At 41.3% G+C, this 24,863-nt stretch carries 43 protein-coding genes; 41 read left to right on the forward strand and 2 right to left on the reverse strand.

Annotation, left to right across the window (positions count from 1 at the left end):
• The first annotated feature begins 3 nt into the window (after positions 1-3).
• The 39 genes from rplC (at position 4) to RSX31_RS22350 (ending at position 21,826) form a co-directional block, all read left to right on the forward strand.
• Positions 4-633 carry a 50S ribosomal protein L3 gene (gene rplC / locus RSX31_RS22160; RefSeq protein ID WP_148971239.1) on the forward strand — a complete coding sequence of 210 codons (630 nt, stop codon included), beginning with the start codon at positions 4-6 and terminating at the stop codon, positions 631-633.
• A 30-nt stretch (positions 634-663) separates the two neighbouring features.
• Positions 664-1,287, forward strand: a complete 624-nt coding sequence (gene rplD, locus RSX31_RS22165) for a 50S ribosomal protein L4 (protein WP_315636038.1) — start codon at positions 664-666, stop codon at positions 1,285-1,287.
• Positions 1,287-1,571: a 50S ribosomal protein L23 gene (rplW, locus tag RSX31_RS22170; protein ID WP_058300085.1), complete on the forward strand. Its 285-nt coding sequence runs from the start codon at positions 1,287-1,289 to the stop codon at positions 1,569-1,571. The genes rplD and rplW overlap by 1 nt, the downstream gene beginning before the upstream one ends.
• A 31-nt stretch (positions 1,572-1,602) precedes the next feature.
• Positions 1,603-2,433 (forward strand): 50S ribosomal protein L2, encoded by an 831-nt coding sequence (gene rplB, locus RSX31_RS22175; protein ID WP_044340525.1) that lies wholly within the window; start codon positions 1,603-1,605, stop codon positions 2,431-2,433.
• A 60-nt stretch (positions 2,434-2,493) separates the two neighbouring features.
• Positions 2,494-2,772, forward strand: a complete 279-nt coding sequence (rpsS, locus tag RSX31_RS22180; protein ID WP_148971241.1) for a 30S ribosomal protein S19 — start codon at positions 2,494-2,496, stop codon at positions 2,770-2,772.
• 19 nt (positions 2,773-2,791) lie between these two features.
• Positions 2,792-3,133: a 50S ribosomal protein L22 gene (gene rplV, locus RSX31_RS22185; protein WP_034765976.1), complete on the forward strand. Its 342-nt coding sequence runs from the start codon at positions 2,792-2,794 to the stop codon at positions 3,131-3,133.
• Between the two features lie 3 nt (positions 3,134-3,136).
• Positions 3,137-3,793, forward strand: a complete 657-nt coding sequence (rpsC, locus tag RSX31_RS22190) for a 30S ribosomal protein S3 (RefSeq protein WP_034765973.1) — start codon at positions 3,137-3,139, stop codon at positions 3,791-3,793.
• A 2-nt stretch (positions 3,794-3,795) separates the two neighbouring features.
• Positions 3,796-4,230: a 50S ribosomal protein L16 gene (gene rplP, locus RSX31_RS22195; protein WP_044340527.1), complete on the forward strand. Its 435-nt coding sequence runs from the start codon at positions 3,796-3,798 to the stop codon at positions 4,228-4,230.
• Positions 4,220-4,423, forward strand: a complete 204-nt coding sequence (gene rpmC, locus RSX31_RS22200) for a 50S ribosomal protein L29 (protein WP_032085278.1) — start codon at positions 4,220-4,222, stop codon at positions 4,421-4,423. Before rplP ends, rpmC begins: the two co-directional genes overlap by 11 nt.
• A 20-nt stretch (positions 4,424-4,443) precedes the next feature.
• Positions 4,444-4,707: a 30S ribosomal protein S17 gene (rpsQ, locus tag RSX31_RS22205; RefSeq protein WP_032085279.1), complete on the forward strand. Its 264-nt coding sequence runs from the start codon at positions 4,444-4,446 to the stop codon at positions 4,705-4,707.
• Between the two features lie 44 nt (positions 4,708-4,751).
• A complete protein-coding gene (gene rplN / locus RSX31_RS22210; RefSeq protein ID WP_032085280.1) occupies positions 4,752-5,120 on the forward strand; it encodes a 50S ribosomal protein L14 in 369 nt (122 codons plus the stop codon).
• Positions 5,121-5,160: 40 nt separating this feature from the next.
• Complete coding sequence (gene rplX / locus RSX31_RS22215; RefSeq protein WP_034765969.1) at positions 5,161-5,472, forward strand: 50S ribosomal protein L24; 312 nt, start codon at positions 5,161-5,163, stop codon at positions 5,470-5,472.
• A 26-nt stretch (positions 5,473-5,498) separates the two neighbouring features.
• Positions 5,499-6,038 carry a 50S ribosomal protein L5 gene (rplE, locus tag RSX31_RS22220; protein ID WP_148971242.1) on the forward strand — a complete coding sequence of 180 codons (540 nt, stop codon included), beginning with the start codon at positions 5,499-5,501 and terminating at the stop codon, positions 6,036-6,038.
• A 24-nt stretch (positions 6,039-6,062) separates the two neighbouring features.
• Positions 6,063-6,248, forward strand: a complete 186-nt coding sequence (locus RSX31_RS22225) for a type Z 30S ribosomal protein S14 (protein ID WP_010191505.1) — start codon at positions 6,063-6,065, stop codon at positions 6,246-6,248.
• 30 nt (positions 6,249-6,278) lie between these two features.
• Positions 6,279-6,677 (forward strand): 30S ribosomal protein S8, encoded by a 399-nt coding sequence (gene rpsH / locus RSX31_RS22230; RefSeq protein WP_060674108.1) that lies wholly within the window; start codon positions 6,279-6,281, stop codon positions 6,675-6,677.
• A gap of 30 nt (positions 6,678-6,707) precedes the next feature.
• The gene (gene rplF / locus RSX31_RS22235) at positions 6,708-7,247 is read left to right on the forward strand and encodes a 50S ribosomal protein L6 (RefSeq protein ID WP_148971243.1); all 540 of its coding nucleotides are present in this window, start codon (positions 6,708-6,710) and stop codon (positions 7,245-7,247) included.
• Positions 7,248-7,280: 33 nt separating this feature from the next.
• Positions 7,281-7,643: a 50S ribosomal protein L18 gene (rplR, locus tag RSX31_RS22240; protein ID WP_113970895.1), complete on the forward strand. Its 363-nt coding sequence runs from the start codon at positions 7,281-7,283 to the stop codon at positions 7,641-7,643.
• A 23-nt stretch (positions 7,644-7,666) separates the two neighbouring features.
• On the forward strand, positions 7,667-8,167 hold the full coding sequence (gene rpsE / locus RSX31_RS22245) for a 30S ribosomal protein S5 (RefSeq protein WP_113970896.1): 501 nt from the start codon (positions 7,667-7,669) through the stop codon (positions 8,165-8,167).
• A 13-nt stretch (positions 8,168-8,180) separates the two neighbouring features.
• The gene (rpmD, locus tag RSX31_RS22250; protein WP_044340532.1) at positions 8,181-8,363 is read left to right on the forward strand and encodes a 50S ribosomal protein L30; all 183 of its coding nucleotides are present in this window, start codon (positions 8,181-8,183) and stop codon (positions 8,361-8,363) included.
• A 32-nt stretch (positions 8,364-8,395) separates the two neighbouring features.
• Positions 8,396-8,836 carry a 50S ribosomal protein L15 gene (rplO, locus tag RSX31_RS22255; protein WP_113970897.1) on the forward strand — a complete coding sequence of 147 codons (441 nt, stop codon included), beginning with the start codon at positions 8,396-8,398 and terminating at the stop codon, positions 8,834-8,836.
• A complete protein-coding gene (gene secY / locus RSX31_RS22260; protein ID WP_113970898.1) occupies positions 8,836-10,128 on the forward strand; it encodes a preprotein translocase subunit SecY in 1,293 nt (430 codons plus the stop codon). Before rplO ends, secY begins: the two co-directional genes overlap by 1 nt.
• A gap of 63 nt (positions 10,129-10,191) precedes the next feature.
• The gene (locus RSX31_RS22265; protein WP_113970899.1) at positions 10,192-10,842 is read left to right on the forward strand and encodes an adenylate kinase; all 651 of its coding nucleotides are present in this window, start codon (positions 10,192-10,194) and stop codon (positions 10,840-10,842) included.
• Positions 10,842-11,588 (forward strand): type I methionyl aminopeptidase, encoded by a 747-nt coding sequence (map, locus tag RSX31_RS22270; RefSeq protein WP_148971245.1) that lies wholly within the window; start codon positions 10,842-10,844, stop codon positions 11,586-11,588. Before RSX31_RS22265 ends, map begins: the two co-directional genes overlap by 1 nt.
• A 15-nt stretch (positions 11,589-11,603) precedes the next feature.
• Positions 11,604-11,927: a KOW domain-containing RNA-binding protein gene (locus tag RSX31_RS22275; RefSeq protein ID WP_148971246.1), complete on the forward strand. Its 324-nt coding sequence runs from the start codon at positions 11,604-11,606 to the stop codon at positions 11,925-11,927.
• Positions 11,920-12,138 carry a translation initiation factor IF-1 gene (gene infA, locus RSX31_RS22280; RefSeq protein WP_034765945.1) on the forward strand — a complete coding sequence of 73 codons (219 nt, stop codon included), beginning with the start codon at positions 11,920-11,922 and terminating at the stop codon, positions 12,136-12,138. The genes RSX31_RS22275 and infA overlap by 8 nt, the downstream gene beginning before the upstream one ends.
• A 38-nt stretch (positions 12,139-12,176) precedes the next feature.
• Positions 12,177-12,290, forward strand: a complete 114-nt coding sequence (gene rpmJ, locus RSX31_RS22285) for a 50S ribosomal protein L36 (protein ID WP_003156543.1) — start codon at positions 12,177-12,179, stop codon at positions 12,288-12,290.
• 24 nt (positions 12,291-12,314) lie between these two features.
• The gene (rpsM, locus tag RSX31_RS22290) at positions 12,315-12,680 is read left to right on the forward strand and encodes a 30S ribosomal protein S13 (protein ID WP_034765943.1); all 366 of its coding nucleotides are present in this window, start codon (positions 12,315-12,317) and stop codon (positions 12,678-12,680) included.
• A 25-nt stretch (positions 12,681-12,705) separates the two neighbouring features.
• Positions 12,706-13,095, forward strand: coding sequence for a 30S ribosomal protein S11 (gene rpsK / locus RSX31_RS22295; protein WP_032085294.1), 390 nt, complete (start codon positions 12,706-12,708; stop codon positions 13,093-13,095).
• Between the two features lie 171 nt (positions 13,096-13,266).
• Positions 13,267-14,211, forward strand: a complete 945-nt coding sequence (locus RSX31_RS22300; protein ID WP_034765941.1) for a DNA-directed RNA polymerase subunit alpha — start codon at positions 13,267-13,269, stop codon at positions 14,209-14,211.
• Between the two features lie 46 nt (positions 14,212-14,257).
• Positions 14,258-14,620, forward strand: a complete 363-nt coding sequence (gene rplQ / locus RSX31_RS22305) for a 50S ribosomal protein L17 (protein ID WP_034765940.1) — start codon at positions 14,258-14,260, stop codon at positions 14,618-14,620.
• 282 nt (positions 14,621-14,902) lie between these two features.
• The gene (locus RSX31_RS22310; RefSeq protein WP_315636039.1) at positions 14,903-15,739 is read left to right on the forward strand and encodes an energy-coupling factor ABC transporter ATP-binding protein; all 837 of its coding nucleotides are present in this window, start codon (positions 14,903-14,905) and stop codon (positions 15,737-15,739) included.
• Entirely contained in the window at positions 15,715-16,584 is an 870-nt protein-coding gene (locus RSX31_RS22315; protein ID WP_315636040.1) for an energy-coupling factor ABC transporter ATP-binding protein, read from the forward strand. The genes RSX31_RS22310 and RSX31_RS22315 overlap by 25 nt, the downstream gene beginning before the upstream one ends.
• Positions 16,581-17,378: an energy-coupling factor transporter transmembrane component T family protein gene (locus RSX31_RS22320; RefSeq protein ID WP_148971249.1), complete on the forward strand. Its 798-nt coding sequence runs from the start codon at positions 16,581-16,583 to the stop codon at positions 17,376-17,378. Before RSX31_RS22315 ends, RSX31_RS22320 begins: the two co-directional genes overlap by 4 nt.
• 14 nt (positions 17,379-17,392) lie before the next feature.
• Positions 17,393-18,145 carry a tRNA pseudouridine(38-40) synthase TruA gene (gene truA / locus RSX31_RS22325; protein WP_315636041.1) on the forward strand — a complete coding sequence of 251 codons (753 nt, stop codon included), beginning with the start codon at positions 17,393-17,395 and terminating at the stop codon, positions 18,143-18,145.
• Between the two features lie 182 nt (positions 18,146-18,327).
• Positions 18,328-18,765: a 50S ribosomal protein L13 gene (rplM, locus tag RSX31_RS22330; RefSeq protein ID WP_113970906.1), complete on the forward strand. Its 438-nt coding sequence runs from the start codon at positions 18,328-18,330 to the stop codon at positions 18,763-18,765.
• A gap of 22 nt (positions 18,766-18,787) precedes the next feature.
• Entirely contained in the window at positions 18,788-19,180 is a 393-nt protein-coding gene (rpsI, locus tag RSX31_RS22335; protein ID WP_148971251.1) for a 30S ribosomal protein S9, read from the forward strand.
• A gap of 183 nt (positions 19,181-19,363) precedes the next feature.
• Positions 19,364-19,810 (forward strand): DUF2521 family protein, encoded by a 447-nt coding sequence (locus RSX31_RS22340; RefSeq protein WP_148996563.1) that lies wholly within the window; start codon positions 19,364-19,366, stop codon positions 19,808-19,810.
• A 93-nt stretch (positions 19,811-19,903) separates the two neighbouring features.
• Positions 19,904-20,632 carry an N-acetylmuramoyl-L-alanine amidase CwlD gene (gene cwlD, locus RSX31_RS22345; protein WP_148996564.1) on the forward strand — a complete coding sequence of 243 codons (729 nt, stop codon included), beginning with the start codon at positions 19,904-19,906 and terminating at the stop codon, positions 20,630-20,632.
• Between the two features lie 144 nt (positions 20,633-20,776).
• On the forward strand, positions 20,777-21,826 hold the full coding sequence (locus RSX31_RS22350; RefSeq protein WP_315636042.1) for a P-loop NTPase: 1,050 nt from the start codon (positions 20,777-20,779) through the stop codon (positions 21,824-21,826).
• A gap of 56 nt (positions 21,827-21,882) precedes the next feature.
• On the opposite strand, the gene gerD is transcribed toward RSX31_RS22350, so the two are convergent.
• Positions 21,883-22,533, reverse strand: a complete 651-nt coding sequence (gene gerD / locus RSX31_RS22355; RefSeq protein ID WP_315636043.1) for a spore germination lipoprotein GerD — start codon at positions 22,531-22,533, stop codon at positions 21,883-21,885.
• A gap of 149 nt (positions 22,534-22,682) precedes the next feature.
• Between gerD and RSX31_RS22360 the strand changes: the two genes are divergently transcribed.
• The gene (locus RSX31_RS22360) at positions 22,683-23,318 is read left to right on the forward strand and encodes a KinB-signaling pathway activation protein (protein ID WP_148996567.1); all 636 of its coding nucleotides are present in this window, start codon (positions 22,683-22,685) and stop codon (positions 23,316-23,318) included.
• A 46-nt stretch (positions 23,319-23,364) separates the two neighbouring features.
• On the opposite strand, the gene pdaB is transcribed toward RSX31_RS22360, so the two are convergent.
• The gene (pdaB, locus tag RSX31_RS22365) at positions 23,365-24,114 is read right to left on the reverse strand and encodes a polysaccharide deacetylase family sporulation protein PdaB (protein WP_315636044.1); all 750 of its coding nucleotides are present in this window, start codon (positions 24,112-24,114) and stop codon (positions 23,365-23,367) included.
• 140 nt (positions 24,115-24,254) lie between these two features.
• On the opposite strand from pdaB, the gene RSX31_RS22370 reads away from it, so the two are divergent.
• Entirely contained in the window at positions 24,255-24,485 is a 231-nt protein-coding gene (locus RSX31_RS22370) for a hypothetical protein (RefSeq protein WP_148971258.1), read from the forward strand.
• The last annotated feature ends 378 nt before the right edge of the window (positions 24,486-24,863 follow it).

The following is a 24,863-nucleotide window of genomic DNA, read 5'->3' on the forward strand; positions in this document are numbered from 1 at the left end:
CTTATGACCAAAGGAATCTTAGGAAGAAAGATTGGTATGACTCAAGTTTTCGCTGAAAACGGTGATCTTATCCCTGTAACTGTTATCGAAGCTGCTCAAAACGTGGTACTTCAAAAGAAATCTATCGATGTTGATGGCTACGAAGCTATCCAAGTAGGTTTTGAAGACAAACGTGAAAAGCTTTCTAACAAACCAGAGAGAGGCCACGTTGCTAAAGCTGAAACTGCTCCTAAGCGCTTCATCCGTGAAATCCGCGGTGTAAACGTAGAAGAGTACGAAGTTGGTCAAGAAGTCAAAGTTGATATTTTCGCGGCAGGCGAAATCGTAGATGTAACAGGAGTTTCAAAAGGTAAAGGATTCCAAGGTGCTATCAAGCGTCATAACCAATCTCGCGGACCTATGTCCCATGGTTCTCGTTACCACCGTCGTCCTGGTTCAATGGGTCCTGTTGATCCAAACCGTGTATTCAAAGGTAAATTACTACCTGGACGTATGGGCGGAGAGCAAATTACAATTCAAAACCTTGAAATTGTAAAAGTTGATGCAGATCGTAACCTTATCTTAGTTAAAGGTAATGTACCTGGACCTAAGAAACAACTGATCAAAGTAAAATCAGCTATTAAAGCAAACTAATAGAACTTTTCAAGAAAGGAGGAAACAAGAATGCCGAAAGTAGCATTATTTAACCAAAGCGGTTCTAAAGTTGGTGATATCGAACTTAATGACACTGTTTTTGGTATCGAACCAAACAAACATGTAATGTTTGAAGCAGTATTGATGCAAAGAGCTTCTTTACGTCAAGGGAATCACAAAGTAAAAAATCGTTCTGAAGTACGTGGCGGTGGGCGTAAGCCTTGGCGTCAAAAAGGAACTGGCCGTGCTCGTCAAGGGTCAATCCGTTCTCCACAATGGCGCGGTGGTGGTACTGTATTTGGACCAGTTCCACGCAGCTACAGCTACAAACTTCCTAAGAAGGTCCGTCGCTTAGCGATCAAATCTGCTCTTTCTTCTAAAGTAGTAGAAGAAAACATCTTAGTATTAGAAGCATTATCATTCGATGCTCCTAAAACAAAAGAATTTGCTAACGTTCTTAAAGGTCTATCTGTTGATTCTAAAACATTAGTAATCACTGATGGCATCGACGAAAACGTAGCACTTTCTGCTCGTAACATCCCTGGTGTAACTGTTGTTCCTGCTGGTGGAATTAGCGTTCTGGATGTATTAGGACACGACAAACTAGTGATCACTAAATCAGCTGTTGAAAAAGTAGAGGAGGTGCTTGCATAATGGATGTACGTGAAATCATTAAGCGCCCCGTAATTACAGAGGCTTCAACTGATCTTATGTCTGAGAAAAAGTATACTTTCGAAGTTGATACTAGAGCTAACAAAACTCAAGTAAAAGACGCTGTTGAAGAAATCTTTGACGTGAAAGTAGATAAAGTTAACATCATGAACTACAAAGGTAAGTTCAAACGTATGGGTAAACACGCTGGTTACACTAACAAGCGTCGTAAAGCAATCGTTAAGCTTACTGCTGATAGTAAAGAAATCGAATTCTTTGAAGTATAAAATTCTTTAATTAAGAAGAGGAGGGAAAAACATGGCGATTAAAAAGTATAAACCTACCTCTAATGGTCGTCGCGGCATGACTAGTTCTGATTTCGCTGAAATCACTACAGATTCTCCGGAAAAGTCACTTTTAGCACCCCTACACAAAAAGGGTGGCCGTAACAACCAAGGTAAGTTAACAGTTCGTCATCAAGGTGGCGGTCATAAGCGCCAATACCGTATCATCGATTTCAAACGTGAAAAAGATGGTATACCTGGACGCGTTGCTACGATCGAATACGATCCAAACCGCTCAGCAAACATTGCACTAATTAACTACGCTGATGGGGAAAAACGTTACATTCTTGCACCGAAAACAATCGAAGTAGGTATGGAAGTAATGTCTGGACCTGAAGCAGATATTAAAGTGGGTAACGCATTACCACTTATCAACATCCCAGTTGGTACAATCGTACACAATATCGAACTTAAACCAGGTAAGGGTGGCCAGTTAGTACGTTCTGCTGGAACATCTGCTCAAGTACTTGGTAAAGAAGGTAAATATGTACTTGTACGTCTTAACTCTGGTGAAACTCGTATGATTCTTTCTGCTTGTCGTGCTACTGTAGGTCAAGTTGGAAATGAACAACACGAACTTATCAACATTGGTAAAGCCGGACGTTCTCGTTGGTTAGGTAAACGCCCAACAGTTCGTGGTTCTGTAATGAACCCTAACGATCACCCACACGGTGGTGGTGAAGGACGCGCTCCAATCGGACGTAAATCACCAATGTCTCCATGGGGTAAACCTACTCTTGGATACAAGACACGTAAGAAAAACAACAAATCTGATAAATTTATTGTGCGTCGTCGCAAAAAATAACGGGATTGTACTACGGTTCCTGAAAAGAGCCGTAGATCAATCACGAAGGGAGGTTCAAACATGGGTCGTAGCTTAAAAAAAGGACCTTTTGTTGATGATCATTTAATGAGTAAGGTTGAGAAATTGAACGAAACTGAAGGCAAACAAGTTGTTAAAACTTGGTCTCGTCGCTCAACGATCTTCCCAGCATTCATCGGTCACACTATCGCAGTTTACGATGGTCGTAAACATGTACCTGTATACGTCACTGAAGACATGGTAGGACACAAGCTTGGTGAATTCGCACCATCTCGTACTTACAAAGGTCATGCAAGTGATGATAAGAAAACAAGACGCTAATTGAGAGGAGGGTATCCTAATGCAAGCAAAAGCTGTTGCAAGAACAGTACGTATTGCTCCTCGTAAAGTACGTTTAGTCGTTGATCTAATCCGAGGTAAGCAAGTTGGAGAAGCGGTTGCTATCTTAAAGCATACACCTAAAGCTGCTTCACCAGTAATCGAAAAAGTACTTAAGTCTGCTATTGCGAACGCAGAGCACAACTTTGACATGGATATTAATAGCCTAGTGGTAACTGAGGCTTATGTAAATGAAGGACCAACACTTAAACGTTTCCGTCCTCGTGCGATGGGACGTGCAAGTCAAATTAACAAACGTACAAGTCACATTACACTTGTCGTATCAGAAAAGAAGGAGGGATAAGCTGTGGGTCAAAAAGTACATCCGGTCGGACTTCGTGTCGGTATAATCCGTGATTGGGAATCTAAATGGTACGCAGATAAAGATTACGCTAATCTATTACACGAAGACATTAAAGTACGTGAATATATTGCAAAACGTTTAGTAGACGCTTCTGTTTCTAAAGTAGAAATCGAGCGCGCTGCAAATCGTATTAACATTACTGTTCATACAGCTAAGCCTGGTATGGTTATCGGTAAAGGTGGTACAGAAGTTGAAGCTCTTCGTAAAGCACTTAACGAACTTACTTCAAAACGTGTACACATCAACATCGTTGAAATCAAAAGAGCTGACGTTGATGCTAAACTAGTAGCAGAAAACATCGCTCGTCAATTAGAAAACCGTGTTTCTTTCCGTCGTGCTCAAAAGCAATCAATCCAACGTGCTATGCGTGCTGGAGCAAAAGGAATCAAAACACAAGTATCTGGTCGTTTAGGCGGAGCAGATATCGCTCGTGCAGAACATTACAGTGAAGGTACTGTTCCACTTCATACACTACGCGCTGACATTGACTATGCTCATGCAGAAGCTGACACAACTTATGGTAAGCTTGGCGTTAAAGTATGGATCTACCGTGGAGAAGTTCTTCCTACAAGAAAGAAATCTGAGGAAGGAGGCAAATAATTATGTTATTACCTAAACGCGTTAAACATCGTCGCGAACACCGCGGAAAAATGCGTGGACGTGCTAAAGGCGGTCAAGAGGTAGCGTTCGGTGAATACGGTTTACAAGCAGTGGAAGCTTCTTGGATCACAAACCGTCAAATCGAGGCAGCTCGTATCGCTATGACTCGTTACATGAAACGTGGCGGTAAAGTATGGATTAAAATCTTCCCTCATAAACCTTACACTGCAAAACCTTTAGAAGTACGTATGGGTTCAGGTAAAGGTGCTCCAGAAGGTTGGGTAGCAGTAGTTAAGCCTGGAAAAATCATGTTTGAAATCGCTGGTGTGTCTGAAGAGGTAGCTCGTGAAGCACTTCGTCTAGCATCACACAAACTTCCAATCAAAACGAAGTTTGTAAAACGTGAGGAAATTGGTGGTGAATCAAATGAAAACTAATGAAATTCGTGACCTAACCACTGCTGAAATTGAACAAAAAGTAAAAACTCTAAAAGAAGAGTTATTTAACCTTCGCTTCCAACTTGCGACTGGGCAATTAGAAAATACAGCTCGCATCCGTGAAGTCCGCAAAGGGATCGCTCGTATGAAAACTGTAATCCGTGAAAGAGAGATCGGGGTTAACAATCGATAAATGAGAGGAGGTTTGCTTAAATGAGTGACCGCAACCAACGTAAGGTATACACTGGCCGTGTTGTTTCCGACAAAATGGATAAAACAGTAACGGTTATGGTAGAAACTTATAAAAAGCATTCTCTATACGGCAAGCGCGTTAAGTACTCTAAGAAGTTTAAAACTCATGATGAGAACAACGAAGCAAAAGTAGGCGATATCGTACGTATCATGGAGACTCGTCCACTATCTGCTACAAAACGTTTCCGTTTAGTAGAAGTTGTTGAAAAAGCAGTTATTATCTAATATATTTGTTCGGATATTTTATATTCCGAAGGGAGGTTACCTACATGATTCAACAAGAATCACGTTTAAAAGTTGCTGACAACTCTGGTGCTCGTGAAGTATTAACTATCAAGGTGCTTGGTGGTTCTGGACGCAAAACAGCTAACATCGGTGATGTTATCGTGTGTACAGTAAAACAAGCAACACCAGGTGGCGTTGTTAAAAAAGGTGACGTAGTAAAAGCGGTTGTTGTACGTACTAAATCTGGTGTACGTCGTCAAGACGGTACTTACATTAAGTTCGACGAGAACGCTTGTGTAATTATCCGTGACGATAAGGGACCACGTGGAACTCGTATCTTCGGACCTGTTGCTCGCGAACTACGTGACAGCAACTTTATGAAAATTGTATCTTTAGCTCCAGAAGTTCTTTAATAGATATTTAGCATTGGGCCATTCAAGGAGGTGCGATGAAATGCATGTAAAAAAAGGCGATAAAGTAATGGTCATTACTGGGAAAGATAAAGGCAAAACAGGTGTTGTTCTTGCTTCATTCCCTAAGAAAGACCGAGTGCTAGTTGAAGGAATCAACGTTGTAAAAAAACACGCTAAGCCTTCACAGATGAACCCGCAAGGCGGAATCATCAGCCAAGAAGCATCTATCCATGTATCAAATGTTATGCTTCTAGATCCGAAATCTAACGAGCCAACTCGTGTAGGTTATAAGACAGAAGACGGCAAAAAAGTACGTGTAGCAAAAAAATCAGGTGAAGTTCTAGATAAATAGTACGATTAAGAAGGGAGGTATTCTGAATGAACCGCCTAAAAGAAAAATTTCAACAAGAAATCAGTCCAGCTCTAGTGAGCAAATTCAATTACAAATCAGTAATGGAAGTACCTAAAGTTGAAAAGATCGTTGTCAACATGGGTATCGGTGAAGCTGTTCAAAATTCAAAAGCTCTTGATGTAGCTGTTGATGAGTTGACTCAAATCACTGGTCAAAAGCCAGTTGTAACGAAAGCTAAAAAATCTATCGCAGGCTTCCGTCTTCGTGAAGGTATGCCTATCGGTGCAAAAGTTACTCTTCGTGGAGAGCGTATGTACCAATTCTTAGATAAATTAATTTCTGTTTCACTTCCACGTGTACGTGACTTCCGTGGTGTTTCTAAAAAAGCATTCGACGGTCGCGGTAACTACACATTAGGAGTTAAAGAGCAATTGATTTTCCCTGAGATTGACTATGATAAAGTGTCTAAAGTACGTGGTATGGATATCGTAATCGTAACAACTGCGAACACAGACGAAGAAGCTCGTGAATTATTGACACAAATCGGAATGCCATTCCAAAAGTAATCGCTATATAAGGGAGGCGAAAATGTGGCTAAAAAATCTATGATTGCGAAACAAAAACGCACGCCAAAGCATAATGTTCAAGCGTACACACGTTGCGAACGTTGCGGACGTCCTCATTCAGTTATCCGTAAATTCAAGCTTTGCCGTATTTGTTTCCGTGAACTTGCATACAAGGGTCAGATTCCTGGCGTTAAGAAAGCTAGTTGGTAATACCCTATATTGGGAAGGAGGTAAATTATTATGACAATGACAGATCCAATTGCAGATTTGCTTACTCGCATCCGTAATGCGAACATGGTTCGTCACGAAAGATTAGAAGTTCCTGCTTCTAACATCAAGAAAGAAATTGCAGAAATCCTTAAACGTGAAGGTTTCGTACGTGACGTAGAATATGTAGAAGATAACAAGCAAGGAGTTATCCGCATTTTCTTAAAATATGGAGCAAACAACGAACGTGTAATTACTGGATTAAAGCGTATCTCTAAACCTGGTTTACGTGTATATGCAAAATCTACAGAAGTACCTAGAGTATTAAACGGTTTAGGTATCGCACTTGTTTCTACTTCTACAGGTGTTTTAACTGATAAAGAAGCTCGTGCTCAACAAGTAGGCGGAGAAGTACTAGCTTACGTTTGGTAATATTTTTTATATGAATGGAGGTGCAACAGGATGTCACGTGTAGGAAAACTACCAATCGAAATTCCATCTGACGTTACTCTAACAGTAGGTGAAGATAACACTGTAACTGTAAAAGGACCTAAAGGGGAACTTTCTCGTACATTCAATTCTGATATTAAAGTTGAATTGGAAGGAAACGTAGCAACAGTTACTCGCCCTTCTGATGCAAAAGAACACCGCGCGTTACACGGTACAACTCGTGCCCTAATCGCAAACATGGTTGAAGGTGTATCTAAAGGATTCCAAAGAAATCTTGAGCTAGTCGGTGTAGGTTACCGTGCTCAAAAACAAGGTACTAAGCTTGTACTTAACGTTGGTTACTCTCACCCAGTTGAGATCGAACCAGAACAAGGTATCGAGATCGAAGTACCGGCAAACACAAAGATATCTATTAAAGGTATCGATAAAGAACGTGTTGGAGCATTAGCTGCAAACATTCGTGCTGTACGCTCTCCTGAGCCTTACAAAGGAAAAGGTATTCGCTACGAAGGTGAATATGTTCGTCGTAAAGAAGGTAAAACAGGTAAATAATGCCGCGTAGGCAAAAGAAAGGAGTGACCGTAGGTGATTACTAAGCCAGATAAGAACAAAACACGTAAGAAGAGACATGCTCGTGTCCGTTCAAAAATTACTGGAACTGAAACTCGTCCTCGTTTGAACGTTTTCCGTTCTAACAAAAATATCTACGCTCAACTTATCGATGACGTGAACGGTGTTACTCTAGTAAGTGCATCTTCTCAAGATAAAGATTTCGATCTAGACTCAGCCGCTACTATCGATGCAGCAGCAAAAGTTGGAGAACTAGTTGCGAAACGTGCAGTAGATAAAGGAATGAAATCCGTGGTATTTGACCGTGGAGGATATTTATATCATGGCCGTATCAAGGCTTTAGCTGAAGCAGCTCGTGAAAACGGCTTAGAATTTTAATAAAAAAAGGAGGGACAATCCAGATGCGTCGTATTGATCCAAGTAAACTAGAATTTGAAGAACGCGTAGTTACAATCAATCGTGTTGCGAAAGTTGTTAAAGGTGGACGTCGTTTCCGTTTCGCTGCTCTTGTAGTAGTAGGCGACAAAAACGGTCACGTTGGTTTCGGAACTGGTAAAGCTCAGGAAGTACCTGATGCAATCCGTAAAGCGATTGAAGATGCGAAGAAAAATCTAATTGAAGTTCCTATGGTTGATGGTACTACACCTCACCTAGTAACTGGACGATTTGGTGCTGGTCAAATTCTGATCAAACCTGCTTCTGCGGGTACAGGAATTATCGCCGGTGGACCTGTTCGTGCCGTACTTGAATTAGCTGGTGTTCAAGATATCCTATCTAAATCTTTAGGATCTAACACTCCAATTAACATGGTTCGCGCTACTATCGAAGGTTTAAAACAATTAAAGCGTGCTGAAGACGTTGCAAAATTACGTGGTAAATCAGTAGAAGAGATATTAGGATAAGGGAGGGATAACGATGGCTAACAAACTAGAAATTACCCTCACTCGCAGTACAATTGGTCGTCCACAAGATCAACGTAAAACTGTTGAAGCTTTAGGACTTCGCAAAATGCATCAAACAGTTGAACAACAAGATAATGCTGCTATCCGCGGTATGATCAATAAAGTTGCTCACCTTGTAACGGTTACAGAAAAATAATCGATTTCTTTCGAAAAAAAGGAGGTGCCGACATGAAATTACATGAGTTAAAGCCTACAGAAGGTTCACGTAAGGTCCGCAATCGTGTAGGACGTGGTATTGGTTCAGGTAATGGAAAGACTTCTGGTAAAGGTCATAAAGGACAAAACGCTCGTTCAGGTGGCGGAACTCGTCCTGGCTTTGAGGGTGGTCAAACACCATTATTCCAACGTCTACCAAAACGTGGATTCACGAACATCAATCGTAAAGAATATGCAATCGTCAACCTTGACGCATTGAATCGCTTCGAAGATGGTACAGAAGTTACTCCAGCTCTACTAGTAGAAACTGGCGTAGTGAGTAACGAAAAAGCGGGAATTAAGATTCTTGGTAAAGGTTCAATCGAGAAAAAGCTTACAGTAAAAGCACAAAAATTCTCAACCACTGCTAAAGAAGCTATCGAAGCTGCTGGCGGTACATCCGAGGTGATCTAATGTTTCAAACTATCTCCAATTTTATGCGCGTGGGTGATATAAGAAATAAAATTATTTTCACCCTTCTAATGTTAATAGTCTTTCGTCTTGGTACCTTCATTCCGGTGCCAAACGTAGACGCTAATGTATTGAAAATGCAAGACCAGGCAGGAATTCTCGGATTCCTGAATACATTTGGTGGCGGTGCACTGCAAAACTTCTCCATCTTTGCGATGGGAATTATGCCTTACATTACTGCTTCTATCATCGTACAACTCCTGCAAATGGATGTTGTGCCGAAGTTTACAGAGTGGTCTAAGCAAGGTGAAGTCGGACGCCGAAAATTAGCTCAGTTCACACGTTATTTCACCATCGTTCTCGGATTCATCCAAGCTTTAGGTATGTCCTATGGCTTCAATAGAATATATGGTGGAATGCTTATCCAAAGCCCGGGAGTTAGTACGTACCTACTAATAGCGTTAGTTCTAACAGCTGGTACGGCTTTTCTTATGTGGTTGGGTGAACAAATCACGGCTAAAGGTGTAGGGAATGGTATTTCGATCCTGATCTTTGCAGGTATTGTTGCTGCTATCCCTAACACAGTAAACCAAATCTATGCTCAACAAATTGAAGGGGCAGGCGAACAGCTCTTCCTTCGAATTGTGGTTCTTGCACTTCTTGTTTTAGCAGTTATTGCAATCGTGGTTGGTGTCGTGTTTATTCAACAAGCACTTCGTAAGATTCCGATTCAATATGCAAAACGTTTAGTGGGGCGTAGTCCGGTTGGTGGACAATCAACACATCTACCGTTAAAGGTAAATGCTGCGGGTGTTATTCCAGTTATCTTTGCGATTTCTTTCATAATCACGCCACAGACCATTTCATCTTTCTTCGGAGAAAACGATGTGACAAGTACTATTCAGTACATCTTTGATTACACTAAACCAGTTGGTATGATCATCTATGTAGCTCTGATCGTTGCCTTTACGTATTTCTATGCTTTCATTCAAGTGAATCCAGAACAAATGGCTGAAAACTTGAAGAAGCAAGGTGGATATATCCCTGGTATTCGTCCAGGTAAAACCACACAAGAGTATCTCACTCGCGTTCTGTATCGTCTAACATTTGTTGGGGCAATCTTCTTAGCTGTCATCTCTATACTTCCTGTTTTCTTCATTAACTTTGCGGGATTACCTCCTGCAGCTCAAATCGGTGGAACAAGCTTACTCATCGTAGTAGGTGTTGCACTTGAGACAATGAAGCAACTGGAAGCACAGTTAGTGAAACGTCACTACAAAGGATTTATTAAATAAGAGGGTTTTCGGGAACATTTTGTTCCTGAAGCCATTTTATAGACAATTAGGGGGAGTTCGAGAGTGAATATAGTTCTTATGGGCTTACCAGGCGCAGGAAAAGGCACTCAAGCTGAAAAGATCGTAGATAAATATGGTATCCCCCATATCTCTACTGGCGATATGTTCCGTGCAGCTATTAAAGGCGGTACTGAACTAGGCTTGAAGGCTAAATCATTCATGGATAATGGCGATCTTGTTCCTGATGAAGTGACAATCGGTATCGTTCGTGAACGTTTAAGCAAAGAGGACTGTGAAAAAGGCTTCTTACTGGATGGGTTTCCAAGAACGGTTGCTCAGGCAGAAGCACTTGAAAACATCCTGGCTGATCTTGGTAAAAAAATGAATTATGTCATTAATATAAATGTAGATAAGGACATCCTGATGGAGCGCTTGACAGGTCGCAGGATCTGTAAAGAGTGCGGCGCTACTTATCATCTTGTCTTTAATCCGCCAACAGAAGAGGGCGTTTGTGATCGCTGCGGCGGTGAGTTATATCAACGCGCAGATGATAACGAAGAAACGGTTCAAAACCGTTTAGACGTAAACATCAAGCAAACTCAACCACTATTGGCTTACTACGAAGATAAAGGCTATCTGAAAAACATTGACGGTCAACAAGACATCCATAGAGTGTTTGATGACATTGATGAACTACTTGGAGGCCTTTCATAATGATCATTTCTAAAACTCCGAGGGAGATTGAGATTATGCGGCAAGCTGGAAAGATTGTGGCATTAACTCATGCGGAATTGCAAAAGCATATTTCTCCGGGAATATCGACGAAAGAATTGGATGCAATTGCTGAAAAATTCATTCGTAAACATGATGCAATTCCATCTTTTAAAGGGTATAATGGGTTTCGTGGCAGCATCTGTGCATCCGTCAACAATGAGTTGGTTCATGGAATTCCAGGCGATCGGGTATTGAAGGATGGCGATATTATCAGCATCGATATCGGTGCTAAGTATAACGGTTATCACGGTGACTCAGCTTGGACATATCCAGTTGGAACAATAGATGATGAAACCCAGAAGCTTCTGGATGTTACGGAAGAATCATTATTTCTGGGACTTAAGGAAGCTAAACCAGGCGAGCGTCTGTCGAATATCTCTCATAGTATACAAACATTTGTTGAGGCTAATGGCTTTTCTATCGTTCGAGAGTATGTGGGACACGGAGTTGGTCAAGACTTACATGAGGACCCGCAAATTCCTCATTATGGACCACCCAACAAAGGCCCTCGTTTAAAGCCTGGCATGGTACTGGCTATTGAACCTATGGTTAATGCAGGAAGTCGATATGTTAGAACGTTATCAGATAACTGGACAGTCGTCACAGTAGATGATAAAATGTGTGCGCACTTTGAACACACCATTGCAATTACTGAAGACGGCTATGAGATATTGACGAAAGCCTAAGTGAAGGTGATTGGATTGATCGAGTCAGATTCGACGATTCCGAGGATAGGCCAGATTGTTCAAACCCTTAAAGGGAGAGAAACAGGAAGCTACTCGGTCGTTGTTCAGCAATTGGATGAACGTTTTGTACTCATAGCAGATGGAGATCGAAGAAAGTTTGATCGCGCCAAGCGAAAGAACATCGCTCATCTTCACTTGTGTGACTATGTTTCTCCAGAAGTTCAAAACAGTATTATAGAAACAGGAAGAGTTACGAACGGTAAACTGCGTTATGCTGTTTCAAAGTTTGTTAACGAAGTTTTAAATGATGAGAAGAAGGGAGACATGTTCGATGGCTAAGGATGATGTAATTGAAGTTGAAGGTAAGGTCGCCGAGACTTTGCCCAATGCGATGTTTAAGGTAGAATTAGAAAATGGTCATACAGTACTGGCACATGTTTCAGGAAAGATCCGTATGCATTTCATTCGTATCCTACCTGGTGACAAGGTAACAGTAGAATTATCACCGTATGACTTAACTCGTGGTAGAATCACTTATCGTTATAAATAATCTATTGCACTCCGTACTATTAAGGAGGTTAGAATAAGATGAAAGTTAGACCATCTGTTAAGCCAATCTGCGAAAAATGTAAAGTTATTCGTAGAAAAGGTAAAGTCATGGTTATCTGTGAAAACCCTAAACACAAACAAAAACAAGGCTAATCTTAAAGGAGGTGCGCTATCACTATGGCACGTATTGCTGGTGTAGACATTCCACGTGACAAACGTGTTGTCATTTCATTAACATACATCTACGGTATTGGTAAAAATACTGCAGCGAAAATCTTATCTGAAGCTGGTGTATCTGAGGATACTCGCGTTCGCGATCTAACTGACGACGAACTAGGAAAGATTCGTGATATCGTTGATAAATTAAAAGTAGAAGGTGATCTTCGTCGTGAAGTATCACTAAACATCAAACGTCTTATGGAAATCGGTTCATACCGCGGTCTTCGTCACCGTCGTGGACTACCTGTTCGTGGACAACATACGAAGAACAATGCTCGTACACGTAAAGGTCCTCGTAAGACTGTAGCTAATAAGAAAAAATAATAGGTAAAGGAGGTTACTTCTTAGTATGGCACGTAAAACAAACACTCGTAAACGTCGTGTGAAAAAGAATATCGAAGCTGGTATTGCACACATTCGTTCTACATTCAATAACACAATCGTAACTATTACTGATGTTCACGGAAATGCTGTTGCTTGGTCAAGTGCAGGTTCACTAGGATTCAGAGGTTCTCGTAAATCCACTCCATTCGCAGCGCAAATGGCAGCTGAAACTGCAGCGAAAGCTTCTCAAGAACATGGTTTAAAAACTCTTGAAGTAACAGTTAAAGGTCCTGGTGCTGGTCGTGAAGCAGCTATCCGTGCTCTTCAAGCAGCAGGTCTAGAAGTTACTGCAATCAGAGACGTTACTCCAGTTCCTCATAATGGATGCCGTCCACCAAAACGTCGCCGCGTTTAATTTTTCTGTATAAATTTTGTATCGTTGTCTATAATGGGATATGATACAAGATACGTTCATTCAGAAAAGTAACCAGTTGTTGGTGCACAATAGGGAACGTAAACATGGGGAATTTCGGACTTTAACTTATTTAGCCCGGAGTTTCGACGTTTTGAAGGAGGGTAAATATTAATGATCGAAATTGAAAAGCCAAAAATTGAAACGGTTGAGATCAGCGATGATGCCACATATGGAAAGTTCGTCGTAGAACCACTTGAGCGTGGATATGGTACAACTTTGGGTAACTCCTTACGTCGTATCCTACTATCGTCACTCCCAGGTGCTGCTGTCACATCTATTCAAATAGATGGAGTACTGCATGAATTTTCAACAATTGAAGGCGTCGTAGAGGATGTCACATCCATCATTTTGAATATCAAGAAGTTAGCGTTAAAGATCTACTCTGATGAAGAAAAAACGCTAGAAATTGATGTACAGGGCGAAGGAGTTGTAACGGCTGCTGATATTACTCATGATAGTGATGTAGAAGTGCTGAATCCTGATTTACACATCGCAACATTATCTAAGAGTGGACACTTCCGTGTGCGTTTAAGCGCATCACGTGGACGTGGATACAGACCGGCAGACCAGAACAAACGTGAGGATCTTCCTATTGGCGTGATCCCAATCGATTCTATTTACACTCCAGTTTCACGCGTTAACTATCAAATAGAAAATACTCGTGTTGGTCAAATGACGAACTACGATAAACTTTCTCTTGATGTATGGACTGATGGAAGTATTGGACCAAAAGAAGCGATTTCTTTGGGTGCTAAGATTCTAACAGAACACTTAAATATTTTCGTTGGCCTTACAGATGAAGCGCAGAATGCTGAAATCATGGTAGAAAAAGAAGAAGACCAAAAAGAGAAAGTTCTTGAGATGACGATCGAAGAATTAGATCTTTCTGTTCGTTCTTATAACTGCCTGAAGCGTGCTGGAATCAATACTGTTCAAGAGCTTGCTAACAAGACAGAAGAAGATATGATGAAAGTGCGTAACTTAGGACGTAAATCACTTGAAGAGGTTAAAGTTAAACTTGAAGACCTTGGACTTGGCTTACGTAAAGACGACTGATAACATCTTCTTTCATATATAGATTCAACAAAGGAGGGAACCCTTAATGGCTTACAGAAAGTTAGGACGTACCAGTGCTCAACGTAAAGCAATGCTACGTGATTTAGCTACAGACCTAATCATTAACGAGCGCATCGAAACAACTGAAACTCGTGCGAAAGAGCTTCGTTCAGTTGTGGAAAAAATGATCACTCTAGGTAAACGTGGTGACATTCACGCGCGTCGTCAAGCTGGTGCATTCATTCGTAAAGAAGTTGCAAACGCTGAAAACAACCAAGATGCTTTACAAAAGTTATTCTCTGACATCGCTCCTCGTTACACAGAGCGTCAAGGCGGATATACTCGCATTATGAAGGTTGGTCCTCGCCGTGGTGACGGTGCTCCAATGGCAATCATCGAATTAGTTTAATAATTCGTGACTTCTAACATTAAGGGCAGGACAGTTAATCCTTAACTGCTTCTTTGCCCTTTTTGTATAAGTGCATGTTGATGAAAAGCAGAGCGTTACGATGAGCAGCTCCGGCTGACTCGTCTAGCTCGTGCACCCCTTCCAACTTCTATTTTCATAGAAGCTGTTCAATGGTTGAACAAGAAAAGTTCTCTTTTCTTTGGTCGGGGTGCAGGCTTTTTTTTATATGCAGAGATTTTTTAGCTGAGCTGAGTATGAAGAGCGTAGAGGAGGTTGCAAAAAATGAAAGAAATCATTCAAGTAGACGATGTACATTTCAGATACCCTGATCAGAATTCCTACGCCCTTAAAGGGATTAGCCTGACTGTCAATCAAGGTGAATGGTTAGCGATTGTCGGTCATAACGGATCCGGTAAATCGACTCTTGCCAAAATGTTGAATGGACTTCATTTTCCTGAAAAGGGAAAGGTAACGGTGGACGGGATCGTTCTTGAAGAGAGCTCTATCTGGGACATCCGTTCAAAGCTGGGTATGGTCTTTCAGAATCCCGATAATCAATTTGTTGGTGCTACAGTAGAAGATGATGTGGCTTTTGGGTTAGAAAACCATGGAGTACCTTATGAATCGATGGTACAGCGAGTCAATGATGCTTTAAAAAGTGTCCATATGGAGGATTTTCTTAATCAAGAGCCGCACCATTTATCAGGTGGTCAAAAGCAGCGTGTAGCAATTGCCGGGGTCGTAGCCCTTCAGCCATCAATCATCATTTTAGATGAAGCGACATCGATGCTTGATCCCAAAGGAAGAAAAGAAGTTCTTGAAACAGTACGCAAGCTGAAAGAGGAAGAAAACCTGACGGTGATCTCCATTACCCACGACCTGGAAGAAGCGACAAAAGCCGATCGAATGATTGTATTAAATCAGGGGATGGTCTTTAAGGAAGGAACCCCGGAAGAAATTTTCTTATTAGAGGACGAGTTAATCAAGCTTGGCCTGGACTCTCCTTTCACAATAAAGCTTACCGGGGCTCTTAAAGAAGTGGGGATACCCTTGTCAAAAACATATTTTACAGAAGAAGAGTTGGTGAATGAATTATGCAAATCACATTTCATCAGGTAGAATACCGGTATTCATTCAACACTCCATTCGAAAAACTCGCCATTCAAGATATCGATCTTACCATCCCGACAGGTCAATTCCTTGCGGTGATCGGTCACACTGGTTCAGGGAAGTCAACACTCTTGCAGCATTTAAACGGACTGTTAAAGCCTACAAAGGGAGTTGTCCAAGTAGGGGAACATCAAATAAAAGCCAAACAAAAGGCGAAAAGTCTAAAGCCGGTCAGACAGAAGGTAGGCATCGTCTTTCAATTTCCTGAGCATCAGTTGTTTGAAGAAACAGTCCTTAAAGATATCTGTTACGGACCAATGAACTTTGGCGTATCAGAAGAAGAAGCGATAAAAAGAGCCAAGGAACTGATCGTAAAGGTTGGACTTTCAGAAGAAGTACTTAATAAATCCCCTTTTGATTTATCAGGGGGACAAATGAGACGTGTAGCCATTGCAGGTGTACTTGCTATGAACCCGGAGGTCATTGTACTCGATGAACCTACTGCGGGGCTCGATCCAAGGGGTCAACGTGAAATTATGGACATGTTCTATGACCTTCATAAGGAAAAAGGACTGACGACCATTCTCGTCACCCATAGCATGGAAGACGCTGCTCATTATGCAGAAGAGATTGTGATTATGCAGAAAGGCCGTCTTAAGAGAAAAGGAAGTCCTGAAGAGATATTCTCTTCGGCGGATGAACTGTTTGAGATGGGATTGGACGTGCCGGACGTCGTTCGTTTTCAATATCAACTTGAACACAAAACAGGGAAGAAGCTACCGAAGACCTGTTTAACGATAGAGGAATTAGCTTCAGCCATCCGCAAAGTCATGGACGGAGGTGAAGCCCTATGATGGAGAAAATGATCTTTGGCCGCTACGTACCTGCTAAATCCATCCTTCATCAGATGGATCCGAGGGCAAAACTATTATTTATCTTTGGATTTATTTGTGTCGTCTTTCTTGCAAATAATTTTGTTACGTATGCATTGCTCGGTCTTTTTACATTTAGCGCACTCATTCTTTCTAATCTTTCCTTGCGTTTTATTATCGGTGGATTGAAGCCTATCCTCTGGTTGATTCTTTTTACGTTCTTTTTACACGTGTTTTTCACCAAGGAAGGTCCCGTCATCCTGGACTTAGGCATATTATCTGTTCATGAAGAGGGGTTAAGGCAGGGGATATTCATTTCTTTACGATTCTTTTATCTGATTCTCGTCACGTCTTTATTAACGCTGACGACCTCCCCCATCACGATTACGGACGGACTCGAGACGCTATTGAACCCATTGAAAAAAGTGAAGTTTCCCGTTCATGAGCTGGCCCTTATGATGTCGATTTCCTTGAGGTTCATTCCGACCTTGATGGAGGAAACGGATAAAATCATGAAGGCCCAAATTGCAAGGGGTGCTGAGTTTTCTTCCGGTCCCATCAAAGATCGGATCCAAGCCATCATCCCTCTATTGATCCCACTCTTCGTCAGTGCTTTTAAAAGGGCTGAGGACCTGGCAACCGCCATGGAGGCAAGAGGGTATCAAGGTGGAGAGGGCAGGACAAAATACCGCCTGTTATCCTGGCACAAGAAGGATACGGGGGCATTAGTTGTACTGGCCCTTCTAACAGTTGTATTGATTATTTTTAGAGGATAACGGGAGTGTCGTGTATGCAGAGAGTGAAGTGTACCATCGCTTATGATGGCACCTATTTTCATGGTTATCAGGTACAACCCAATCAGCGAACCGTCCAGGGGCTCATAGAAGATATTCTGTCCACTATCCATAAAGGGGAAAGAATCCGGATCAGTGGGTCTGGGCGGACCGACGCTGGTGTTCATGCGAACGGGCAGGTTTTTCATTTTGATACACCCTTATCCATCCCTGAAGAGAAATGGCCGGTCGTGCTGAACACACGCTTACCGGATGAAGTAACCGTTAAAGAAGCTGAGTTTGTTCCAACTGAATTCCACTCAAGGTTCTCTGTCCTACAGAAGGAATATCGATACCGTGTTTATACGGGAGAATCGAGAAGTCCGTTTAACCGTCACTTTTCCCTTCATTATCCGCATGATCTTTCAGTGACGGATATGGTACAAGCTGCCCGGCATCTGATCGGGGAACATGACTTCACGAGCTTTTGTTCTGCTAAGACGGAAGTGGAAGACAAAGTAAGAACCATTCACCATATCGACATTCAAGAGCATGAAGAAGAATTCATTTTTTCCTTTGTGGGAAATGGATTTTTATACAATATGGTAAGGATATTGGTGGGTACCTTATTAGAAGTAGGCTCAGGGGATTTACCGGTAGAGGAGATCCCTGAAATACTGGAAGCACGGGATCGCAATAGGGCAGGGAAGACAGCGCCACCTCATGGGTTATATCTGTGGAAGGTTGATTATGATCTTACTGTGAAGTAGTATTGTATCTTACTTTCAAAAAAAATTCTAAAACAACTAATCCTGGTGTAACATTCTCTTGACAATAGACTGGGAACAAGATAATATAGCATATGGTATGTTATTAACCCCACGATAAGCCCCGGAAACTTATTGTGATTAGAAAATAAATACTACGGATTCATTAAATAGGAGGTTAAATCATGCGTACAACGTATATGGCAAAAGCCAACGAAATCGATCGTAAATGGTTCGTTGTAGATGCTGAAGGCAAAACTCTAGGACGTTTAGCTAGTGAAGTTGCTTCTATTCTACGCGGAAAACACAAACCAACATTCACACCACATGTAGACACTGGTGATCATGTTATCATTCTTAATGCTTCAAAAATTGAACTAACTGGTAAAAAGTTAACGGATAAGATTTACTACCGTCACACTAATCACCCAGGTGGTTTAAAGCAACGTACAGCATTAGAAATGCGTACAAACTACTCAGAGAAAATGTTAGAGCTTACTATCAAAGGTATGCTTCCAAAAGGTTCTCTAGGTCGTCAAATGTTCAAGAAATTACATGTGTATGCTGGAGCAGAGCATAAGCATCAAGCACAACAACCTGAAGTTTACGAACTTCGTGGATAATTAATAAGAGGAGGTTATTATCTTGGCTCAAGTTCAATATTACGGAACTGGTCGTCGTAAGAGCTCAGTAGCTCGTGTACGTTTAGTACCAGGTAACGGAAACATTGTTATCAATGATCGTGAAGTAGAAGTTTATATCCCATTCGCAGCACTAAGAGAAGTAATTAAGCAACCACTAGTTGCAACTGAAACTCTTGGTAACTATGACGTTTTAGTAAACGTCCATGGTGGAGGCTATGCTGGTCAAGCTGGTGCGATCCGTCACGGAATCGCTCGTGCTTTACTACAAGCAGACCCTGAGTACCGTGGAACTCTAAAACGCGCTGGATTATTAACTCGTGACTCTCGTATGAAAGAGCGTAAAAAATACGGTCTTAAAGGTGCACGTCGCGCGCCACAATTCTCTAAGCGTTAATTATTATTTCAAACAAAAGCTCAACCGATTCATTCGGTTGGGCTTTTTTTGTTATGTGAGAGAGGGACGGACCTTCTGTTTTACATAAAAAACGGAGGTCCGTCCCTCAAAAAAATTGGTAACAGTTACTCGAATGAAGTGGTGTGTTAAGTAGGAAAATACGTTCAAAGGGGTGGATGATCTTTGAACGTTATTACAACTTTCAATACAAAGAGAAGAGAAAAGCAAATTAAGACGGAAAGAACATTGCTGAAAGAGATTTCGATTAAAATGCTTCAGGAGAGTGTCCGAAAGCATTTTGGATATATAAAGGTTCAAGGCGGAGTATTTATGCAACAGGGTTTTGATGAGGCATGCTTTGATGTGGCCATCGAAGCCTATCTGCTCGGTGGAAAGGTCAGCAAGTTTGGTTATACCGGTGAGCCCACAGACCTCGTGAAAAAGCGGTGCGAGGAAGAATTAAAACACTTTATTGATACACTTTATAATTTCTGGTTGTATTGGTCAGAGATGGGCGTCTCTAATCAAGTGGATGAATCCTTCTATTACTGCTGCGAGCACTTTGTGGAAACATGGTGGGCAGAAGGGTATGAAAAGGGGATCAAGCGTCATAAACTGCGTTTGAATTAATCATTTCAGTTCTAAAAATCATTCTCGTCCCATATTTTTTAGTAAGGACAGCGGAGCTTTACTCCGGGTTGAAACTGAAATGGGAGGACTGGAATGATTCAGAAACTAAAGGTAATCGGGATGATTTCTGCACTGGCTATATTATTATTCATTATTCAATATAAGATTCTGGACAAGGATACGTGGGATTCCTGGAATCTCCCCTTATCAGGTAAAATCATCTATATAGATCCCGGACATGGCGGTCCGGACGGTGGGGCTGGTGATCAGGATGCCCTGGAAAAGGACATCGCTTTAAATGTTTCTCTGATGGTAAGGGATTATCTCCAGGAACAAGGGGCTCTCGTAATACTGACACGTGAAAAAGATGAAGATCTTGCCGATGAAGGAACCAAAGGATACAGCCGCCGGAAAGTGGAAGATCTGAAGAAGAGGCTAAGTTTAATCAATGAATCTGAAGCCGACTTATTTTTAAGCATCCATCTAAACTCCATTCCATCTGCTAAGTGGAGTGGTGCACAAACATTCTATAACCCAAAGTATAAAGAAAATAAAGCCCTTGCAAAAGCCATTCAGGGAGAGCTTATTCGTAATTTAGAAAACACCACACGTGAAGCGAAGGGCATTCAGAATGTATATATATTAAAACACGCCAAAAAGTCGGGAGCCTTAGTGGAAATCGGGTTCTTATCCAATCCAGGTGAGCGGGCTAACTTACTTAAAGAAGACTACCAGCAAAAAATCGCTGCCTCTGTATACCAGGGTGTTCTCAATTATTTAACAATGGAAGAAGAAGATAAAGAAAAAGCTGATGAGGAATAACCTCTCAGCTTTTATTTTTTTCAATGAATCATTTCATTATTCAACAAAAGCATTCATAACCTTTTGATCATTCATTCAACTAAGAATATGTTATACTGAAAGCAGATAGATTGAAAACGAATACATAGAAAAGGGTGGTTATTCATGTTAACTGAACAACAGACACGCGAACTTTTATTTGGATTAAAAGATCCTTTTTTAAATAAAACGTTACAAGAAACAAACGGTATCGCAGAAATTTCAATCAAGGAAGAAAAGAAGCATGTAAGCGTGAAGATCGCCATTGCCAAGACAGGTACTGGTGAACAAATGCAATTCCAACAAAAGATCGTACAAGTCTTAAAGGATAACGGAGCGGATTCTGTCGGAATCCGGTTCACGGAGCTTCCACAGGAAGAGCTTGAAAAGCATAGAGGATCCGGCGGACAAGGAACGGATTTATTATCACCTGCAAGTAAAACAACGTTTATTGCGATTGCCAGCGGAAAAGGCGGAGTAGGAAAGTCAACGGTTTCTGTTAACTTAGCTGTGTCCTTGGCCCGTCAAGGCAAAAAAGTCGGGCTCGTGGATGCGGATATTTACGGTTTCAGTGTGCCGGATATGATGGGAATCGTGAAAAGACCAGTCGTTCGGGGAGAGAGAATTATTCCAGTAGAACGTTTTGGAGTAAAAGTCATTTCCATGGGCTTCTTTGTTGAAGACAATGCTCCCGTTATTTGGAGAGGTCCTATGCTAGGGAAAATGCTGAATAACTTCTTCTCAGAAGTAGAGTGGGGAGAACTGGACTATTTACTGCTGGACCTGCCGCCTGGAACAGGTGACGTTGCCCTTGATCTTCACACGATGCTTCCACATTGTAAGGAGATCATCGTCACGACACCGCATCCAACAGCAGCATTCGTAGCGGCTCGAGCAGGTGCCATGGCCCTGCAAACTGACCATGACATTATTGGTGTGGTTGAAAACATGTCTTATTTCGAAAGTAAATTAACAGGCGAAAAAGAATTCGTATTCGGTCAAGGTGGGGGAGAGAAGCTAACGGAAGAACTCCGTACCGACTTATTAGGCAAGCTTCCACTTCAACAGCCTGACTGGAACGAAGAGGATTTTGCTCCTTCCATTTACGCAGAGGACCATCGTTTAGGGCAGATCTATGGTGACATCGCTCATAAAGTGATTGAAAAACTATCTTAGTTAGACGAAAAAAGGACAAATGCGTGGGAATCCCCACGCATTTGTCCTTTTTAGAATTATTGGCTACCGCCACCGCCACTGCCAGAACCTCCAGAATCACCAGATCCGCCTTCTTCACCACCTCCTGAAGAAGACTCGCTGCCACCGCCGCTTTTACCGCCTTCTTTCATTTCGCCGGCAGCCTTCAATAAAACATCCTGCATCTTAGCCTTAAACAGAGGGCTTTCAAATGTTTCCGTAATGACTTTTTGCAGATGTTCCCTATATTCCTGGCTTTTTAATGCTTCAGTCAGTTCCTTCTTGAATTCAGGGTCCTTTAACAGATCCATCATCATTCCTTGATACTCGGGATCCTTCATGAGGTCTTTGAGCAACTTTTCATTTCCATCCTTCATGCTTTTTGCCATCGCTTCGGCAAACTTAGGGTCTTCGAAGGATTTCTTCCAGAATTCAGTACCTTTTTCAGAGGTTAACGTCTTCGAGATGGTATCCGTCACAACCCCTTGGTCCATAATAAGCTCTGATTTCATTTTTTCATCAGACATGACTTCTTCAATCGCTTTTTTACCATCATCGGTCTTTAATATATCGACAACCATTTTCTTGGTTTCTTCATAATCCATTTTGCCACTGCCTGTATCTCCTCCACCGCCACAAGCGGATAGAAGAAGAATCGACAGTAGAAAAAGAAAGGAATATCTTTTCATGGGTAGGCTCCTTCCATACAAATTCCCTTACCCTTAATATGAGAAATAACGAAAAAAATATGCACAAGAAAAACTGGAACCTGGATTTTTTAAGTATGCGTTGGTACAATCAAATGAGTGTATATTTTTTTATTTGGAGGAAAATAGAAGTGACCATCCGCAATTGGATTCGTTTTTTTATTCATACGTTAGTGATCGGAGGAGCTGTGACTGCCACCGCCGCACTTCTCATTAGATGGGATCAGTTCGGACCATACGTTCAAGACGGAAACGTGATTGGCATATTATCAAGTCTGCTTTGGTTTATATTTGTAGGTTTCACATTTAGTGTAATCAGTCAGATGGGGTATTTCGCTTATTTAACCATCCATCAATTCGGGATGGGAATGTTTAAGAGCTTATGGAATCCCGTTCAAGTGGTGCTGATTGCCCTTGTCCTGTTTGATTTAATCTATTTCCGATTCAGAGCTTTCGCTGAGGAAGGCGAGTCGTATACGCCTTATATTTTTCTGGGGATCGGAATCCTGGTCGTTGGATTAATCGTAGCTTATATGAAAAATCAGCAATCAGAAGCCAAGACGAACACATTTGTGTCTGCCTTATTCTTTATGATTGTTGTAACGACACTGGAGTGGCTGCCAGTTTTACTGGTGAACTCCGTGAAATGGCTGTATCTTATGCTGCTGGCTTTACTGGCATGTAATGCATTCCAGCTTCTGCGTCTTCCTAAATATATCGAGAAGTCCCAAATGGAAAGGCAACGAAAGGAGCCAACCAACAGTTAAACAAATAAAAGCCCGCTGGTGAGATCCCTTCATCAGCGGGCTTTTATTACTGTATGAGGGAAGACTCGGCATCCCCATTTGAGATCATCTCTGAAACCGTAATGAAGTTCCCTTTTCCTTTCAACTCTTTCACGATGGTCGGCAAAGCGGATTTCGTTTGTTTAGCTGAATCCGATGCGTGAAGGAGAATGATGTCCCCTTTTTTGGCTTTCTTCACATTATTGATGATTTCATCTACACCAGGATTCGTCCAATCTTTAGAGTCTACACTCCAGTGAACCACGGTAAGTCCAAGAGAGTCGGCTACCTTTAATGTTTCTTTATTAAAGTGACCGGTTGGCACGCGTAATAACTTCACATCTTTTACATTCAGCTTCTTAAAAACGGTATCTGCCTTTAAAATGTCCTGCTTGATCTTATTTGGTTCCATATCCGTATAATCAGAATAGGCATAGCCAAGATTTCCGATTTCATATCCCTGCTTCACAATTTGCTCCACTAAATCAGGGTGTCTCTCCGCCCAGGCACCTGAAAGAAAGAAGGTAGCGGACTGGACATTCATTTTCTTTAATTCTTCAAGGATCGGCCCCGCTTTTTCATCTCCCCAACCAATATTGAATGTAATCGCGACTCCTTTTTCCCCCTTGTAGATCGCTTTCGGTCCATCCTTCGTACTAAAAACAGAAAGAGTCGAAAGGGTACTGCTATATACAAACAAGGCAGTAAAAAATGAAATCACGATAATCAGACTGATTTGCTTTAACTTCTTAGCATTAACTGTGTGAAACGTATTCAATATTTCATCCCTCCGTTCAACCGTCTTTCTCTACTAAAGATATGCATGTCCCCAGAAAAAATATCTATCTTATAAAAAAATGATTATAAATTTCTTTTAATGGAAAAAACTACAAATACAAACATTAAGGGGTGACATACTTGCTGGGGTTAATGATTAATGACAGAGAGAAACAAGAAATAGAGTATTTGTTAAAAAGAGAGATGGATGAAATACTGTTTGATCTAAAAGATTCTCGAATTGATCATATCGTTAAGAGAGCAATGGATGAACGGTACAAAATCTTATTTTCACTCTTTAAAAGGTTTGCCAGTCATAAGGAATGTCTAAAGTATATGAAGACGGCAGCGAATAAGAAAGAGACATATTGATGAAAATCAGCTTCCGTAGGTATCCGAACGGGAGCTTTACAATTTATGCCCTATTAGTGAACAGTGTTTGCGGCTTACTGAATTAAATGGTGGGAGTGTAAAAGAGGTAATGTGTTTGAAATATTTTTTAAAAAAGTTCATGAAATGTATTGACCCCACCCGAAAATCTTGGTATATTAATAAACGTCGCTGAAACGAAATGAATTATTTAGAAGAAACACCAATAATTAATTCGAAAAAACAGTTGACATCACACGATGATGTGTGATAAATTAATAAAGTCGCTCCAAACGGACGTGACACACATTGAACCTTGAAAACTGAACAAAACAAGACAATACGTCAACGTTAATTCTAGATTTATTTTTAAAGAGCTAT

Origin of the sequence: Rossellomorea yichunensis (assembly GCF_032337515.1) — a bacterium.
Classification (GTDB): Bacteria; Bacillota; Bacilli; order Bacillales; family Bacillaceae_B; genus Rossellomorea; species Rossellomorea yichunensis.

Coding starts and splice junctions, on each gene's coding strand:
- rplC (WP_148971239.1), top strand. CDS start 4: ATGACCAAAGGAATCTTAGGAAGAAAGATTGGTATGACTCAAGTTTTC.
- rplD (WP_315636038.1), top strand. CDS start 664: ATGCCGAAAGTAGCATTATTTAACCAAAGCGGTTCTAAAGTTGGTGAT.
- rplW (WP_058300085.1), top strand. CDS start 1,287: ATGGATGTACGTGAAATCATTAAGCGCCCCGTAATTACAGAGGCTTCA.
- rplB (WP_044340525.1), top strand. CDS start 1,603: ATGGCGATTAAAAAGTATAAACCTACCTCTAATGGTCGTCGCGGCATG.
- rpsS (WP_148971241.1), top strand. CDS start 2,494: ATGGGTCGTAGCTTAAAAAAAGGACCTTTTGTTGATGATCATTTAATG.
- rplV (WP_034765976.1), top strand. CDS start 2,792: ATGCAAGCAAAAGCTGTTGCAAGAACAGTACGTATTGCTCCTCGTAAA.
- rplP (WP_044340527.1), top strand. CDS start 3,796: ATGTTATTACCTAAACGCGTTAAACATCGTCGCGAACACCGCGGAAAA.
- rpmC (WP_032085278.1), top strand. CDS start 4,220: ATGAAAACTAATGAAATTCGTGACCTAACCACTGCTGAAATTGAACAA.
- rpsQ (WP_032085279.1), top strand. CDS start 4,444: ATGAGTGACCGCAACCAACGTAAGGTATACACTGGCCGTGTTGTTTCC.
- rplN (WP_032085280.1), top strand. CDS start 4,752: ATGATTCAACAAGAATCACGTTTAAAAGTTGCTGACAACTCTGGTGCT.
- rplX (WP_034765969.1), top strand. CDS start 5,161: ATGCATGTAAAAAAAGGCGATAAAGTAATGGTCATTACTGGGAAAGAT.
- rplE (WP_148971242.1), top strand. CDS start 5,499: ATGAACCGCCTAAAAGAAAAATTTCAACAAGAAATCAGTCCAGCTCTA.
- rpsH (WP_060674108.1), top strand. CDS start 6,279: ATGACAATGACAGATCCAATTGCAGATTTGCTTACTCGCATCCGTAAT.
- rplF (WP_148971243.1), top strand. CDS start 6,708: ATGTCACGTGTAGGAAAACTACCAATCGAAATTCCATCTGACGTTACT.
- rpsE (WP_113970896.1), top strand. CDS start 7,667: ATGCGTCGTATTGATCCAAGTAAACTAGAATTTGAAGAACGCGTAGTT.
- rpmD (WP_044340532.1), top strand. CDS start 8,181: ATGGCTAACAAACTAGAAATTACCCTCACTCGCAGTACAATTGGTCGT.
- rplO (WP_113970897.1), top strand. CDS start 8,396: ATGAAATTACATGAGTTAAAGCCTACAGAAGGTTCACGTAAGGTCCGC.
- secY (WP_113970898.1), top strand. CDS start 8,836: ATGTTTCAAACTATCTCCAATTTTATGCGCGTGGGTGATATAAGAAAT.
- map (WP_148971245.1), top strand. CDS start 10,842: ATGATCATTTCTAAAACTCCGAGGGAGATTGAGATTATGCGGCAAGCT.
- infA (WP_034765945.1), top strand. CDS start 11,920: ATGGCTAAGGATGATGTAATTGAAGTTGAAGGTAAGGTCGCCGAGACT.
- rpmJ (WP_003156543.1), top strand. CDS start 12,177: ATGAAAGTTAGACCATCTGTTAAGCCAATCTGCGAAAAATGTAAAGTT.
- rpsM (WP_034765943.1), top strand. CDS start 12,315: ATGGCACGTATTGCTGGTGTAGACATTCCACGTGACAAACGTGTTGTC.
- rpsK (WP_032085294.1), top strand. CDS start 12,706: ATGGCACGTAAAACAAACACTCGTAAACGTCGTGTGAAAAAGAATATC.
- RSX31_RS22300 (WP_034765941.1), top strand. CDS start 13,267: ATGATCGAAATTGAAAAGCCAAAAATTGAAACGGTTGAGATCAGCGAT.
- rplQ (WP_034765940.1), top strand. CDS start 14,258: ATGGCTTACAGAAAGTTAGGACGTACCAGTGCTCAACGTAAAGCAATG.
- RSX31_RS22310 (WP_315636039.1), top strand. CDS start 14,903: ATGAAAGAAATCATTCAAGTAGACGATGTACATTTCAGATACCCTGAT.
- RSX31_RS22315 (WP_315636040.1), top strand. CDS start 15,715: ATGCAAATCACATTTCATCAGGTAGAATACCGGTATTCATTCAACACT.
- RSX31_RS22320 (WP_148971249.1), top strand. CDS start 16,581: ATGATGGAGAAAATGATCTTTGGCCGCTACGTACCTGCTAAATCCATC.
- truA (WP_315636041.1), top strand. CDS start 17,393: ATGCAGAGAGTGAAGTGTACCATCGCTTATGATGGCACCTATTTTCAT.
- rplM (WP_113970906.1), top strand. CDS start 18,328: ATGCGTACAACGTATATGGCAAAAGCCAACGAAATCGATCGTAAATGG.
- cwlD (WP_148996564.1), top strand. CDS start 19,904: ATGATTCAGAAACTAAAGGTAATCGGGATGATTTCTGCACTGGCTATA.
- RSX31_RS22350 (WP_315636042.1), top strand. CDS start 20,777: ATGTTAACTGAACAACAGACACGCGAACTTTTATTTGGATTAAAAGAT.
- gerD (WP_315636043.1), bottom strand. CDS start 22,533: ATGAAAAGATATTCCTTTCTTTTTCTACTGTCGATTCTTCTTCTATCC.